The following is a 14,324-nucleotide window of genomic DNA, read 5'->3' on the forward strand; positions in this document are numbered from 1 at the left end:
GGTTAGAATTTGCAGGTCAAAAGATACTAGATTCTGCCCTTAGGCTGAAAACAATAGATTAAAAATGTACTAAAAAAGGAAGGCTTGACGGCCTTCCTTTCTTCACTCGATCAAGTCTGATTATTCCAGACCTTTATCTCTCATTTTTTTGAATTCATCAAATCTTCGATAGATCGCCACGGTGAATCCCACTAGCATGATCAGAGATCCTATCCATAGCAAATTGATATAAGGCTTCACGATGGCTTTCATGACCACATAGTCCTTTTGGTACTGATTGACCTTGAAGACAAACTTATTCTCTTCGGGCAGGATATTTTCCAGCGTTACTTTGATTCCCAGTTCATTGTCAATTTCTGGTAGTTTGCCTACCTGATTGTTTCGGATGATGAAAGTCGGTTCGATTTTCTTTTCCACATCATAATCGAGGATGCGAAGCTTAGCCTTGACAGCTACATCTCCTTCTTGTAGCGTGTAGCCCTCGATCTCTTGCATCACTTCAGCTCCATCAAAATAGGTCACATAGTCCGCAATGTGAAATTGCTCGCCAGGTGCTGCTTCGTAAAATTGATCTTCTTTCCACTCTGGATCTTCATAATCGTTCATCGCCGCCACATAGGTGTAGAGATCCTTGTCCAGATAGATCTTCGAATCCGGAGAGGAGATCAAGCCACCCATTCCCTCATTGAACTGGGACATGGGACTAAGCGAAAATTTCAAGACCTCATTTTGATAGTATTCAATCTGGAAGTAGTCATTTTCTTCCAACACGATATTGACTTTATCTCCTTTTTTGAAGTAGTCCTTGTAGTCTTCCAATGCAATCGCTTCGTTGACCTTATCAGTGGCTTCCAAAATCTTAGCTGGCACGTACTCCTGAATTCCTTCCACTTTCTTCTGTCTTCCGCGATAGATCACCGTGTAGTCCTTCATCTGCAGAGGCTTATTGATCCAAAGCAGAACATGTTCTTTGTTCAGTTCATCTTCCCAGCTATTGCTGTAAGTCAGACCTGACATATTGATAGAAATAGTCTCCGAATAGCCCGAGCTAAACATAATCCCAACTAGCATCATCCCCAGTCCGATATGAGCAAGAGAACCTCCAGCCAGCTTGAAAGCTGATTTTTTCAATAAACGAGAAAGTATGACAGCATTTGCTACGATGGTGAAAGTCCCTGCCACTACCAATATCATGTATTTCCAATCATAGACTTTGGCCAAAACAATCACCAAGGCTGAAATGATCACTGCAATAATGTATGGTGTCAGCAAGGCATCTTTCAGAGCCTTTTTGTCCATTTTTTGCCACCAGAAAAACTGTCCCACTGCTGTCAATAAGGCCAGTACTATTCCAAACCACAATTGAAATTTGGTATAAAACTCAACTTGATCGGCAGGAGGAGCCATATTGGAAATCCCTCCAAAACTCTCCACGAGTGCATTCCAAGCAGGAATAGAAGTCGGCAATATCACCTGAAATCCCATCAATCCTAATGTGGTCGCACCGATGAAAATCCAAAACTCTCTGGAATACACAGAAGCTTCTCTTTCCGAACTCGGGATATATTTCCATGCTCTGACCGATAGGAAAATCGCCACGAGAGCAAAGAAAATAAGATAGATGAAAAGCTGACCAGAAAGTCCCAAATCTGTAAATGAGTGCACTGAGGCATCTCCCAGTATTCCGGATCTCGTCAAGAATGTCGCATAAAGAACCAAAATAAAGGACAGGATCACCAAGACGATGGAGGTCTTCAGTGCAGTAGCGCTTTTCTTGAAAGTGATCATCGTATGGATCGCGGCTACCAGAATCAGCCATGGCACATAGACGGCATTTTCTACGGGATCCCAGTTCCAATAGCCGCCGAAATTCAAGGTCACATAAGCCCAGTAAGCACCCATCAAAATTCCCATTCCCAAAATCATGGCTGAGAAAATCGCCCAAGGCAATGCTGGACGAATCCATTCGCTGTATCTCTTGGTCACCAATCCTCCCATCAGGAAGGCGAAAGGTACCAAGGTAGATGCATAGCCCAAAAACAGCGTAGGCGGGTGAATCACCATCCAGATATTCTGAAGAAGCGGATTGAGACCTGTACCATCTTCAGGAATGAAATCAGGGTTCATCTGGAAAATAGGAGCATTAGTAGCATCTCTCAGCAAAATGAACGGGGAGCTACCAATCTTCAGATCGCCGATTACCACTCCTAAGATCATCGACACCAAAAATGCCTGAACCAGCGCAAAAACGATCATCACGGGAGCCTCCCATACTTTATTGGTATGGATCAGGATAAGCCCCAAAATGACATTCCAAAATATCCACAGAATAAACGCTCCTTCTTGTCCTTCCCAAAAACTGGAAATCATATAATGAACCGGCAATGCCATGCTCGAATGCGAATACGCATAGAAATACTCAAAGCGATGATTGTATATAATCTCAAAAAGAGAAAATGCAATCATGATGCTGGAGCCTGCGTGGACATAAAACGAAATCCTGCTAAATCGCTGCCAGCTTGCTTTCTCTATTTCAGTCGCCTGAAAGTACTTGAAGTAGGCAAATGCTGTCACCAAAGAAGAGACAAAGGCCACTATCGTCATCAAGTGGCCCATATTACCGATAAAGGTGTTAATCATGAATTCTGGGATTAAGGCTAGCTTACATGCCTGCCGCCTGCACTTCGGTTTCCTGATACTTGGATGGACACTTCATCAGGATCTTATCTGCTATGAATATTTCCTCGTTTTTGTAAGAGCCGATGACCACCACAGACTCTGATCTTGTAAAATCCGCAGGGACAGGTTCATTGTAAAACACTTCCTGCTCAGTGCCATCATTATCCACCAGCACAAAGGTGAAGGAGGTTTTATCATCACGCACATTCAGGCCGGTCACTTCTCCAGAAGTATCCTTTTTCAACTGCCCTACCACGTGGATCGCCTTATCATTGCCGTCTTCCTTCATCTCCCAGGCCGTGTCAAAGGTCTCATAACTACTCGCATCTCCGATAGAGGTCATAATGATGACAATGGCTACGGCGATGATTCCTATTCCTATCAAAGGTCCTTTTTTCATGGCTTAGTGATTTGGGGAAATACTTTTTTCAATTTTGCTGATTTTGCGGTCGGTCGACACCAGATACACGGCGATTCCGACAAAAATGATCCCGATGACTCCTACCAACACGTAGATTTTACCATCAGCTCTCATTCGGTCTGCCATCTCCACAGTATTATTGCTGTAGTCAGATTCGGTCACAGGGATCTTCTCTTGGGCCAGTGCAGATAGGCTGAAAGCCATCATCATCATGACTAGTAATTTTCTCATCGATCAGGGATTAATCATTTTTTCTTCCAATACTCTTTCCACCCTACGCATTCTGACGCGTACAGTTGCTATCCAGGAGCCAAAAAGTGTCCATCCTAGGATGGCCGGATAAAAAACCATGCGAAGTTTCGAATCCAGATCGTAGGCATTGAATCCCGGATTACCTCCATTGCCTGGGTGCAGGCTGTCCGTCAATCTTGGCAACACGAAAATCAAGGGGATAAATGCGGCGAAAGCAAAGATGTTATAGATCGCTCCGATTCGAGCTCTTTGCTGTAGATCTGTCAGGGAATTTCTCAGGATCAAATAGGCAAAATACATAAGGATACCTATAGCAGCTGCATTCTGCTTCGGATCTCCACTCCAGTAATCGCCCCAAGTGAATTTGGCCCAAAGCATCCCGGTGACGATCCCCAATACCCCAAATAAAATTGCTGCATTGGTAAACTCAATCGCCATATCATCATCTGCGAGATTATTGCTGCGCAAATAGCGAATGCTGTAATACACCGAAACCATCAGCATCAAGATCATCCCAAACCACATCGTCACATGGAAGTGCAAGGCTCGGATGGTTTCGTTGAGGATAGGTAGTCGGGGCACATCCATCAGCAATCCTGCAAAGATGGTGTACAGCAGCAGGAGGATGGCTAAGATTTTCCACCAGGATTGGCGCATAGGATCATTTTGGCTTTTTCAAGCGCAAAAATAAGGCATAAGTTCCTGAAAACGTCGCATTTTCTCAGAAAAGACAAAGGCCGAAACATTCCTGCCTCGGCCTTTTCTATTATTTAAACTGATTCTTATTCGTTTGGAGTCAGAGGATTGCTCTTGCGGATCAGTCCATCCGGCAACTCTCCCTCGGTACTTGCTACGATAGTACAGACTGTGGCGTCTCCAGTCACATTGACCACCGTGCGGAACATATCCAAAATCCTATCTGGAGCGATAATCAGCGCAATCCCTGCTGCCGGTACACCGATAGATTCTAGAACTATGATCAACATAATCAAGCCTGCTCCCGGTACTCCAGCCGAACCAATCGAAGCCAAAGTAGCGGTCAATACGATCATCAACTGCTGGGTCAAAGTCAGCTCCATCCCCAAGGCTTGCGCAATGAAAACAGCTGCCACACCCTGATAAAGGCTGGTTCCATCCATATTAACTGTCGCTCCCAGAGGCAAGACAAAACTGGAAACTTCTTCAGAAACTCCAAGCTCCTCTTCCACCTGCTTCATCGTCACAGGAAGGGTCGCAGAACTAGAACTGGTGGAAAATGCCAACAATTGAGCCGGACGAATGGCTTTGAAGAAATCTACATATTTCACTTTGGTGAAACCCATCAAGATCAATGGATAAATCACCAAAATCATGGCAAACAATCCACCCAATACGACCAGACTATACTTCAGCAATGCCAACAAAAGCTCAATCGCTGAATCCGGATTGTCTCCGGCAATCTCCACAATCAGCGAAGCCATCAACGCAAACACTCCATACGGAGCGATCATCATGATATAATTGACTATTCGGATAATGACATCATTCAGTCCATCAAAAAAAGCAATCACTGTACTCCCCTTTTCTTTGGGAATCTGCAAAAGGGCTATTCCCACTAAAATGGCGAAAAATACAACCTGAAGCATGGCTCCATTGTCTGTAGCTGCCTGAAAGACATTTTGAGGCACTATATCCACCAAAGGCTGCAGCGGGCTTTGTTTTTGAAGCTCGGCGGCGGTGCTGACTCGTGATCCTGCATCTCCTTCGTAGAGCTTCATCAGGTTTTCTCGAGTTTCGACTGGAAGACTTTTGCCTGGCTCGAAGATATTGACCAAAACCAATCCAATAGAAATCGCCACTACGGTAGTGATCAGGTAAGTCCCAATGGTTTTGCCGCCTATTCTACTGAGTTTGGAGATATCTCCTAGGTTGGATACTCCTACGATCAGCGAGGCAAAGACCAAAGGCACAGCGATCATTTTCAAAGAATTGATGAAAATGGTCCCGATGGGTTTGATATAGTCGAGCGTAAAGGAATTGGGAATATTTGTTTTGATGACTACTAGGCCAAAAATTAAACCTAGGATCAAGCCAATAATGATTTTAGTATGTAATGGGATCTTCTTTCGCATCAGATGTTGGATAAGTCGACAAGTTTATTGCTTTTTGACAACAAAAAATAATCGGCTATGACCAAAGCCGCCATGGCTTCCACAATTGGTACGGCACGTGGCACCACACAGGGATCATGTCTTCCTTTTCCAGAAACTGTCACTTGCTCGCCAGCTTCATTGAGAGATGCCTGGTCTTGCATGATCGTGGCTACTGGCTTGAATGCCACTTTGAAATAGATGTCTTCCCCATTGGAGATGCCGCCTTGAATTCCTCCTGAGTGATTGGTCAGAGTTTTGATTTGCTCTCCCTCTTTCACAAAGGTATCATTGTGCTCACTTCCTCTCATTTTGACTCCTTCGAAGCCAGAGCCGTATTCAAAGCCCTTGACGGCATTGATTCCCAGCATGGCTTTGCCGAGTTCGGCATGGAGTCGATCAAACACTGGTTCTCCCAGTCCAGCGGGCGTATTTTTGATCACACAGGAGACTACCCCTCCTATGGTATCCCGATCCTTCCTTACTGAATCGATCAATTCGATCATTTCCTCAGCTAGTACTGGGTCAGGACATCTTACGATATTTTCTTCTGTCTGGGCAAGATCTAGCTCTTGATAGGATTTTTGCAAAGTCAAATGTCCCACCTGGGAAACATAAGCTTGAACCTCCACGCCAATTTGAGCCAAAAACAGCTTGGCTACCGCCCCAGCAGCTACTCGTGCAGCTGTCTCTCGAGCAGAGCTTCTGCCTCCTCCTCGGTAATCCCGGATACCATATTTTTGGAAATAGGTAAAGTCCGCATGAGAAGGGCGGAATTTGTCAGCAATATGCGAGTAATCCTTACTCTTCTGATCGGCATTCCGGATGACGATCCCGATGGGAGTTCCCGTACTTTTCCCTTCAAAAATTCCCGAAAGAATTTCTATTTCATCTTCTTCTTTTCGCTGCGTGGTGATCTTGGATTGTCCCGGTTTTCTACGCTGCATTTCAGATCTGATGAAGCTCTCATCGATTTCCAAACCTGCCGGACATCCTTCTATTGTGACTCCTAAAGCTACTCCATGAGATTCACCGAAAGTGGTGATTTTGAATAGCTTTCCAAATGAATTACCCATTACTTCTTTCTAATGATTACAACCGCCAAAAAGACCACAGAGGCCAATAAAAGCAGGTTAATTGCGGTCGTAAAATAGTATTTATATTCCTCGTTTAAAAATTCATTGTCTGCACTGCTGATACGGTCGTAGATTCCTCCAAGACGCTGGCTGGAGATCGCCTGATTGACTTTACTCTCACCGACTACATGGATTTTGGCACTTGGACGGAGCGTATCATAGACTGCTCTTGCCGGATCAAAATAGATCCATTCAAATGATTTGCCCAGATCCACCTCTGAGGCTTCATTGATCGTGATGTAGTAGTTAAACTCCTTGATGCCAGACACTCTGCCGTAGCCTCTATTGATCTGCTGGCGCACATTGGGATCGTAGGTATTGAGGTTTTGAGTGGAGATCCGGCGAGGCTCGGAGATCGCATTGATATTGCCAATACCTGTGATTCCAAAATTGTAATCAAAACCCTGTCCAGTCTCTACCTCCAGCTCCGTGATGTTTTCCCGCAACTGAAACTGACCTACTACCACTTCATTTTTTAGCGGATGAGCAGGAAGCGGTTTCACGGTGATGGTTTTTGGAGCAGAATAGAATGTTTTGAAATCCTCTTGTCTACTTGCATTAAAATAAACCGGGTTTTTGGCCACCCGATATTTGATCATTTCCCATGGAATACTCGGGATCTCAATTTTTCCTTCAGAAAATGGAAAGAATGTCGCCTCATAGACTTTGTAACGCACCCATCTCTTCCCGTTGATAGAGACCTGTTCAGGCTCAATATTGGAGATGTTGTAGTTTTCTTCCCAGACATTGGCTGGCTTGATTTTCTTCAATACTTGATCGAGCTGATCTCCAGGCTTGTAAAAATTGAATGGCGCCTGATTGTTTTCAGACATATAAAAAGCCAAAGTCAGATTGAATCCCTCTCCAGCAAACACCTCTTCTTTGTCCACCGTCACTGAGAAAAATGCCTCATCTTCCACTTCGACGTATTCTGGCTCCCCAGCCGAACGATTATAAAAATCTGCAAATGGATCAAAACTACTTCCAGCGCTACTTTGATTGCTCACTGCATCACCTACCGTGATATTTTTACCCTGCACATCGATTGATTTGCCATTGACAGTCATCGAAAATGCCGGTAAGGTAAAAGTCCCTTTCCGGGCAGGCTTGTAATATTGGATAAAGCTATGTGAACTGGTCACTTGACCATTAATCACATTCATCGAGGAGGATTGTGATGTCCCTTGTTTTTGAAATCCCTGAATTTCCGGAAACTGATCGTAGGATTTAATTTTTTCATTAGCTACGCTAATTTTAATCGTCCAGGTTTCATTGAGACCTATCTGATCAGGCCCCAGCTCCACTTCTACTTCCTGCGCATACAGATTTCCTGTAAAAAGCAGACCGAGCAATACCAAATAGGAAGTGATTAGCGTTTTAGACATAGTTGCGAAATTAAGGATATTTCAATTTCTGGAACTCCAATTTTACGTAACAAACGAAGAAATGCCTTCGTACTTTAGCTTAAATTCAGTTAATAAACCAAAACTCTTTAGACTATGATAGAATATGTGAAGACCATTTTGCAGAAAGTCAGCTTTTCGACCTACTTGTTTGAGAGAGAGCTGAAAAAAGGCCTGAAGCTTATTTTACCTAACGAATTGGAGGAATTTAAAGACTGGTGCTACCAAATGTTTGGGAAAGTCCACCACACGATTCTCAACAAGCATTTCCAAATGAGCGTTTAAAAATGACAAGCCCCGATCTTCGCAGACCGGGGCTTTTTGGTTGGTGGTTTGGTTACTCTTTTTTATGTGATTGGTTAATTTAATCCTTGCTTGCAAAATCCGGATAAGCTCTCATCCCGTGTTCATTGATATCCAGACCTTCTACTTCTTCCAACTCATCCACTCTGATGCCCACAGTCTTTTTCATGGTGTAGAAAATCACCCCAGAGAATAATACACAGAATAATCCAACAGCTCCCACTCCTATCAACTGGGAAATAAACTGGCTCATACCTGCCAAGTCGCCAAAAATACCTACGGCCAAGGTGCCCCAGATCCCGCCGACCAAGTGGACAGAAATGGCTCCGACCGGGTCATCGACTTTGATTTTATCAAAGAAAACTACGGCAAATACAATCAATCCTCCTCCGATGAAACCGATAATCGCTGATTCGCCGACTCCCATCTGATCAGCACCAGCAGTGATTCCTACGAGCCCTGCCAAAATTCCATTCAAAACCATCGTGATATCATAAGACTTGAACTTCAAATAGGAAACGATCAAAGCCCCAAATGCTCCTGCCGCTGCTGCAATGGAAGTAGTCACGAACACTTTTGATACCAATCCTGGATCAGCACTGAGGACAGATCCACCGTTGAATCCGAACCATCCAAACCACAAGAGGAATACTCCAAATGTAGCCAACGGAAGATTATGTCCCGGAATGGCGCTCATGCCTCTTTCTGTATACTTGCCTATTCGAGGACCGAGAAGGTACGCTCCGACAAGCGCGCCCCATCCACCCACAGAATGGACAATGGTAGATCCTGCGAAATCATAGAAAGGGGTATCCAACGTATTCAAAAATCCTCCTCCCCACTTCCACATGCCCACGATAGGATAGCAGATGGCTACGTAGAGTACTGAGAAGAATATAAATGGTCCAAGCTTGATACGCTCAGCGACCGCACCAGATACGATAGTGGCTGCTGTAGCGGCAAACATTGCCTGGAAAATAAAATCAGTCAAATAGGTATATCCTTCATTGTAATTGGACGTGTCCCAGCCTTCCGGAAGACTCAATCCAAAACCCGCAAATCCAAAAACAGAGCCTTCAAAGCCCGCTCCAGGGTACATCAGCCCAAATCCCACAAAGGCATATGTCAATAGGCCCAATGCCGGTATGATGGTGTTTTTAAATAATATATTGACAGTATTTTTTGCTCTTGTCAGTCCAGCTTCCAAACTGGCGAAGCCCAAATGCATGATGAAGACCAAAATAGTGGCCACCATCATCCAAAGGTTATTGACGGTAAATAATTCTTGCATAGGTATAACAGGTTCTATTAGGTGATAAGTAATTAAAGGGCTTTTTCGCCAGAGTCGTTGTTTCGGATTCTGTATGCTTCCAGCACATCAAAGACAAAGATTTTCCCATCTCCGACTTCTCCGGTTTTCCCCTCTTTGAGAATACACTGAATCACAGACTCCACCAAATCATCGGTAGTGACTATCTCCAGTTTGGTGCGAGGAATGTATGCAGGCTCATATGCCACACCCCGATATACCTCTTGGCGTGCATGCTCAAAGCCCATCCCCTTTATTTCATAGAAGGACAGGAATTTCACTCCGAGACCCGATATGCATTTATGTATTTGCTCAAATCGCGAAGTCCGGATGATCGCTTCTATTTTTTTCATTTTTTTAATGGGTTTAATGGTTTGTTGAGAATTTGGCATGAAATTAATCCAAAAATTGTGTGAAAATCAAAATCACGATATTTTTTTATCTCAATTTTCTGAAAAAGGCATATTTAATTAGCAAAATAGAGCACCAGAATACCTTAATTGATTAAAATAGACCTGACTTTTTAAAAATATGGATCAAAAACAAACCACCTATCGGCACAATGAATTACCCACAGTCTTGCCTCCCTTGTCAATTCCATTAATTTTGCCTGCGCTTTTATACAGATATTCAGAGAACAATGACTCAAAAACCAACTTTACTAGTGCTGGCTGCCGGCATGGGAAGCAGATACGGTGGCGATAAGCAAATCGACGCCTTTGGCCCAAATGGTGAAACTATTTTGGAGTATTCTATTTTTGATGCCATCAAAGCCGGTTTTGGAAAGGTGGTCTTCATCGTCAGAAAAGAAATATTGGAAGAAGCGAAAGAAATTTTTCTCCCAAAACTGAAAGGAAAAATCGAAGTGGATTGGGTGGTGCAGACTCTGGAAAGTTTCGTGCCAGACGAACTCAAACAAGCTGATCGCAAAAAACCCTTTGGAACAGCTCATGCAGTGCTTTGCGCCAAAGATGCCATCAAGGAACCATTCGCAGTGATCAACGCAGATGATTTTTATGGAAAAGAAGCGTTTGAAGTGCTCGGCAGATTTCTATCCACGGCCGTAAGACCAGACCTTCATGCCATGGTGGGCTATGCAATCCAGAATGTACTTTCCGAAAATGGCACGGTCAGTCGGGGGATTTGCGATACCAACGAAAAAGGCCACCTCATCGGAATGAAAGAAAGAACTTCCATCGCCAGAGAGGATGGCAAAATCATCAGTCGAGGAGAAGGAGAAGTGTTTGAAATCGCTGAAAATACTCCTGCAAGTATGAACTTCTGGGGATTTCACGAGACTGTTTTTGCGGAAATCGAACGCATGTGGGCGGAGTTCCTTCCGGCCAACCTTGACAACCTCAAGTCGGAATTTTATATCCCAACCGTGGCCAATAATCTGATCCAAGAGGGCAAAGCTGCTTATGAAATCTTGCCGGGTGGTAAAACCTGGTTTGGTGTCACTTATCCAGAAGACAAACCTGTGGTGATCGAATCCTTGAAAAAACTACATGAAGCGGGTGAATATCCCGCGAAACTTTGGTAATATTTTAAAAGAGGCTTCGGCCTCTTTTTTATTGCTCCGCCTTCACTTTTCCATTTTCTACTCCAAAAAAGAAAACTTCAGAATCCAACTCCGTTAAAATAGAATGCGATCGCTCTGGTCTCGCATCTGTCAAGAATATCTGACCAAAGGTATGCTTGGAGATCAATTGCATCATTTGGGCTATCCGAGTATCATCTAATTTGTCGAAAATATCATCCAGAAGTAAAAGAGGCTTTTCTCCTTTTTCATTTTCAAAAACTTGAAACTGCGCCAGCTTCAAAGCGATGATAAAAGATTTCTGCTGGCCTTGACTTCCGATCTTGCGGATCGGATGATCTCCGATTTGGAAGTTGTAATCATCCTTGTGAATTCCGGCATTGGAATTTTTGGTGATAAAATCCTTTTTGCGAAGCGATACAAAATGATCCTCAAAATCCTCTCTCAAAGCCTCCGTTTGATAAGTAATGGTGACTTTCTCCTGACCCTGAGATATTTCCTCGTAATGCTCCTGAAGCATGGGAGCCACCTCTTCCATCAGTTCCGATCTCCTACCCGCAAGTACTTTGCTCAGTTCGACCATCTCCTTATCATAGCCGGTCAATAGAGTCAAATCCCTCCTGCCACTTTCGGCAAATTGCTTGAGAAGTGCATTTCTTTGCTTGAGAAAATGATGATAGCGAATCAGCTGATTGAGGTAGTTTCTATCCAATTGGGAAAGCAAGCCGTCAAAAAATTTTCTTCTTCCCTCGCTTCCTCCTTTGATCAGCTCGGTATCATCCGGGGCGATCAATACCAGGGGGATCAGCCCAACATGTTCCGAGGTTTTGTTCAGTGCTTTCCCGTTTTGCCAGATTTGTTTTTTCTTACCCAGCTCAAAAGTGCACCGCACTTCCAGCGCTTTTCCTTCGATTTCCAAATTCCCTTTTACAGCAAAAAAATCCTGCTCATGCCGGACATTCAGGCTATCACTGGATTGGACTGCACTTTTGGTCAAAGAGAGATAGTGGATACCGTCCAGAATATTGGTTTTACCACTTCCGTTCAAGCCTGTAAAGCAGTTGATCTGAGGGCTAAAGTCCATCCGGGTTTTCTCATGATTTTTAAATTGTAAGAGTTCCAGGGACTTTAGATACATCAGTTCGGGTAATTATTTCGGCGGCAGCCTGATTTTTAGGAGAGGTTGGTTATATTTGGGGCCTAAAATAGCATATTTTGATCATTACGATATGGCAAAGAGAACTGCAGCGACCAAGTCTAAGGTAAAATATTCGAAAGAAACGTACGCATACTGGTACGAAAGCATGCTCTTGATGAGACGCTTCGAAGAAAAAGCCGGGCAACTTTATGGTCAGCAAAAAATCAGAGGTTTCTGTCACCTTTATATTGGCCAAGAAGCTTGTGCTTCTGGCTCCATTTCAGCATTGACAGGAGATGATAAGTGGATCACCGCTTACAGATGTCATGCCCATCCACTCGGATTAGGTACTGATCCAGGAGCTGTGATGGCAGAGCTTTTCGGCAAAGCTACGGGCACTACTAAAGGAAAAGGTGGCTCCATGCACATCTTTGACAAAGAGAGAAACTTTATCGGTGGTCACGGAATCGTCGGAGCTCAAGTACCGATGGGATTGGGATTGGGCTTTGCTGAGAAATTTAAAGGCACAAAAAACCTAGCCATCTGCTACATGGGTGATGGTGCAGTGCGTCAGGGAGCTGTCCACGAGGCTTTCAACTTGGCCATGCTATACAAAACCCCTGTAATTTTCGTCATCGAAAACAATGGCTACGCAATGGGTACATCAGTAGCCCGTACTTCCAATGTCACTGAGCTTTACCAAATCGGTGAATCCTATGACATGCCTTCTTTCCCAGTGGATGGAATGGACGTAGAGGCGGTTCACGAAGCAGTATCTGAAGCCGCAGAGAGAGCTAGAAAAGGAGACGGTCCTACTTTGCTGGAATTCAGAACCTACAGATACAAGGGACACTCCATGTCTGATCCTCAGAAATACAGAACCAAAGAAGAGGTAGAGGAATACAAGAAGAAGGATCCTATTGAGCAAGTACTCCAAACCATCCAAGACAATAAAATCCTTACCCAAGAGGAAATCGATCAGATCATTGCCAAAGTGAAAAAACAAGTAGCCGATGCAGTGAAATTCGCAGAAGAATCCCCTTGGCCGGACGGTCAGGATGCCTTCCAGGATGTATATGTCCAGGAAGACTACCCTTTCGTGATGGAATAATAGAAAACTCAAAGTCCAAAAGCCGTGATACCCATTTGGTTTCATGGCTTTTTTAGTGAGCTTTGTGGAATAGATAAAAAACGTATATTTGCGCCTGAAATTTGAGTAACATGGCAACGAAACAATCTAAAAAAGTACATCCTGACCATCACAATGACTTGTTGGAAGATCCAGCAGCAATGGCAGACAGCCTAGGTCGAGGAGAAGCTTTTTTGAAAAAAAATAGTAAAGTATTAGGCGGAGTATTGATCGCAGCGGTGATTTTGATAGGAGGTATTCTCTTCTTCCAAATCAACAATGCAAATCAAAACGAAGAAGCTCAAGAGGAAATGTTTCAGGCAGTCTACTTCTACGAGCAAGACAGCTTGGATTTTGCCCTGAATGGAGACGGTATCAATGCAGGCCTTTTGCAGATCGTAGAAGAATATCCAAGAACTGACGCAGCCAATCTGGCCAACTTCTATATCGGATCTATTTACCTTTCTGAAAGAAACTTCTCTGATGCGATTACCTACTTGGAGCAGTTTTCTTCTGACGATTACCTAGTGCAGGCGAAAGCAGCAGCACTTCTAGGTGATGCCTATCTAGAAAGCGGTAATGTAGACAAAGCTATCTCTAACTACGAGAAAGCCAGCTCCTACGAGCCAAACAAATATTTCACTCCTAAATACCTCTTCAAACTGGCTGTGGCCTATGAAGAAGCTGGGAGAACACAAGATGCAATCGAAGCGTACGCAGAGATTGAAGAGAAATACTTTGAATCTTACGAATTTGCTGCTGCTCGAAAACACAAAGCTCGCTTGGAAGGCCTTGCCGCTAAGTAATGCTTGTTGATACGCAGAAATTAGAGGAGTAAGGCCCAAAAGGTCTTACTCTTTTTTGTTATACTATTGATCACAAATA

14 protein-coding genes are annotated in these 14,324 nt (G+C 43.9%); 4 read left to right on the forward strand and 10 right to left on the reverse strand.

Going from position 1 to position 14,324, the window contains the following annotated elements:
- Positions 1-120: 120 nt before the first annotated feature.
- The 7 genes from ccsA (G460_RS0113755) to G460_RS0113785 form a co-directional block, all read right to left on the reverse strand.
- The gene (gene ccsA / locus G460_RS0113755) at positions 121-2,640 is read right to left on the reverse strand and encodes a cytochrome c biogenesis protein CcsA (protein ID WP_026955905.1); all 2,520 of its coding nucleotides are present in this window, start codon (positions 2,638-2,640) and stop codon (positions 121-123) included.
- A 22-nt stretch (positions 2,641-2,662) separates the two neighbouring features.
- On the reverse strand, positions 2,663-3,079 hold the full coding sequence (locus G460_RS0113760; protein WP_026955906.1) for a cytochrome c maturation protein CcmE domain-containing protein: 417 nt from the start codon (positions 3,077-3,079) through the stop codon (positions 2,663-2,665).
- Between the two features lie 3 nt (positions 3,080-3,082).
- The gene (locus G460_RS0113765) at positions 3,083-3,331 is read right to left on the reverse strand and encodes a CcmD family protein (RefSeq protein ID WP_026955907.1); all 249 of its coding nucleotides are present in this window, start codon (positions 3,329-3,331) and stop codon (positions 3,083-3,085) included.
- A gap of 3 nt (positions 3,332-3,334) precedes the next feature.
- Positions 3,335-4,009 (reverse strand): cytochrome c biogenesis protein CcsA, encoded by a 675-nt coding sequence (gene ccsA / locus G460_RS0113770; protein WP_026955908.1) that lies wholly within the window; start codon positions 4,007-4,009, stop codon positions 3,335-3,337.
- Positions 4,010-4,134: 125 nt separating this feature from the next.
- Entirely contained in the window at positions 4,135-5,463 is a 1,329-nt protein-coding gene (locus tag G460_RS0113775; RefSeq protein ID WP_026955909.1) for a dicarboxylate/amino acid:cation symporter, read from the reverse strand.
- The gene (gene aroC / locus G460_RS0113780; RefSeq protein ID WP_026955910.1) at positions 5,463-6,557 is read right to left on the reverse strand and encodes a chorismate synthase; all 1,095 of its coding nucleotides are present in this window, start codon (positions 6,555-6,557) and stop codon (positions 5,463-5,465) included. Before aroC ends, G460_RS0113775 begins: the two co-directional genes overlap by 1 nt.
- On the reverse strand, positions 6,557-8,002 hold the full coding sequence (locus G460_RS0113785; protein ID WP_026955911.1) for a BatD family protein: 1,446 nt from the start codon (positions 8,000-8,002) through the stop codon (positions 6,557-6,559). Before G460_RS0113785 ends, aroC begins: the two co-directional genes overlap by 1 nt.
- Positions 8,003-8,116: 114 nt before the next feature.
- Between G460_RS0113785 and G460_RS0113790 the strand changes: the two genes are divergently transcribed.
- Entirely contained in the window at positions 8,117-8,305 is a 189-nt protein-coding gene (locus tag G460_RS0113790) for a hypothetical protein (protein WP_026955912.1), read from the forward strand.
- A 79-nt stretch (positions 8,306-8,384) separates the two neighbouring features.
- On the opposite strand, the gene G460_RS0113795 is transcribed toward G460_RS0113790, so the two are convergent.
- Positions 8,385-9,614: an ammonium transporter gene (locus tag G460_RS0113795; protein WP_026955913.1), complete on the reverse strand. Its 1,230-nt coding sequence runs from the start codon at positions 9,612-9,614 to the stop codon at positions 8,385-8,387.
- A gap of 32 nt (positions 9,615-9,646) precedes the next feature.
- The gene (locus G460_RS0113800) at positions 9,647-9,985 is read right to left on the reverse strand and encodes a P-II family nitrogen regulator (protein ID WP_026955914.1); all 339 of its coding nucleotides are present in this window, start codon (positions 9,983-9,985) and stop codon (positions 9,647-9,649) included.
- Positions 9,986-10,272: 287 nt separating this feature from the next.
- On the opposite strand from G460_RS0113800, the gene G460_RS0113810 reads away from it, so the two are divergent.
- Positions 10,273-11,175: a nucleotidyltransferase family protein gene (locus G460_RS0113810; RefSeq protein WP_026955915.1), complete on the forward strand. Its 903-nt coding sequence runs from the start codon at positions 10,273-10,275 to the stop codon at positions 11,173-11,175.
- Positions 11,176-11,203: 28 nt separating this feature from the next.
- Here the strand turns inward: G460_RS0113810 and recF are convergent, their stop codons facing one another.
- Positions 11,204-12,310, reverse strand: coding sequence for a DNA replication/repair protein RecF (gene recF, locus G460_RS0113815; protein ID WP_026955916.1), 1,107 nt, complete (start codon positions 12,308-12,310; stop codon positions 11,204-11,206).
- A 91-nt stretch (positions 12,311-12,401) separates the two neighbouring features.
- Here recF and pdhA point away from each other — a divergent pair, with 91 nt between their 5' ends.
- Together pdhA and G460_RS0113825 are read left to right on the forward strand one after the other, a co-directional pair.
- Positions 12,402-13,421 carry a pyruvate dehydrogenase (acetyl-transferring) E1 component subunit alpha gene (gene pdhA, locus G460_RS0113820; RefSeq protein WP_026955917.1) on the forward strand — a complete coding sequence of 340 codons (1,020 nt, stop codon included), beginning with the start codon at positions 12,402-12,404 and terminating at the stop codon, positions 13,419-13,421.
- 110 nt (positions 13,422-13,531) lie between these two features.
- Positions 13,532-14,245, forward strand: coding sequence for a tetratricopeptide repeat protein (locus G460_RS0113825; protein WP_026955918.1), 714 nt, complete (start codon positions 13,532-13,534; stop codon positions 14,243-14,245).
- Positions 14,246-14,324: the final 79 nt, after the last annotated feature.

The sequence above is a fragment of the Algoriphagus vanfongensis DSM 17529 genome, from assembly GCF_000429465.1.
In the GTDB taxonomy this organism is placed as follows: domain Bacteria; phylum Bacteroidota; class Bacteroidia; order Cytophagales; family Cyclobacteriaceae; genus Algoriphagus; species Algoriphagus vanfongensis.

What these genes read in the sequence shown, in the direction of transcription:
- G460_RS0113765 (WP_026955907.1), bottom strand. Translation starts at nt 3,331, where the DNA reads ATGAGAAAATTACTAGTCATGATGATGATGGCTTTCAGCCTATCTGCA.
- G460_RS0113810 (WP_026955915.1), top strand. Translation starts at nt 10,273, where the DNA reads ATGACTCAAAAACCAACTTTACTAGTGCTGGCTGCCGGCATGGGAAGC.
- ccsA (WP_026955908.1), bottom strand. Translation starts at nt 4,009, where the DNA reads ATGCGCCAATCCTGGTGGAAAATCTTAGCCATCCTCCTGCTGCTGTAC.
- G460_RS0113760 (WP_026955906.1), bottom strand. Translation starts at nt 3,079, where the DNA reads ATGAAAAAAGGACCTTTGATAGGAATAGGAATCATCGCCGTAGCCATT.
- G460_RS0113785 (WP_026955911.1), bottom strand. Translation starts at nt 8,002, where the DNA reads ATGTCTAAAACGCTAATCACTTCCTATTTGGTATTGCTCGGTCTGCTT.
- G460_RS0113795 (WP_026955913.1), bottom strand. Translation starts at nt 9,614, where the DNA reads ATGCAAGAATTATTTACCGTCAATAACCTTTGGATGATGGTGGCCACT.
- recF (WP_026955916.1), bottom strand. Translation starts at nt 12,310, where the DNA reads ATGTATCTAAAGTCCCTGGAACTCTTACAATTTAAAAATCATGAGAAA.
- G460_RS0113800 (WP_026955914.1), bottom strand. Translation starts at nt 9,985, where the DNA reads ATGAAAAAAATAGAAGCGATCATCCGGACTTCGCGATTTGAGCAAATA.
- G460_RS0113775 (WP_026955909.1), bottom strand. Translation starts at nt 5,463, where the DNA reads ATGCGAAAGAAGATCCCATTACATACTAAAATCATTATTGGCTTGATC.
- G460_RS0113825 (WP_026955918.1), top strand. Translation starts at nt 13,532, where the DNA reads ATGGCAACGAAACAATCTAAAAAAGTACATCCTGACCATCACAATGAC.
- ccsA (WP_026955905.1), bottom strand. Translation starts at nt 2,640, where the DNA reads ATGATTAACACCTTTATCGGTAATATGGGCCACTTGATGACGATAGTG.
- pdhA (WP_026955917.1), top strand. Translation starts at nt 12,402, where the DNA reads ATGGCAAAGAGAACTGCAGCGACCAAGTCTAAGGTAAAATATTCGAAA.
- G460_RS0113790 (WP_026955912.1), top strand. Translation starts at nt 8,117, where the DNA reads ATGATAGAATATGTGAAGACCATTTTGCAGAAAGTCAGCTTTTCGACC.
- aroC (WP_026955910.1), bottom strand. Translation starts at nt 6,557, where the DNA reads ATGGGTAATTCATTTGGAAAGCTATTCAAAATCACCACTTTCGGTGAA.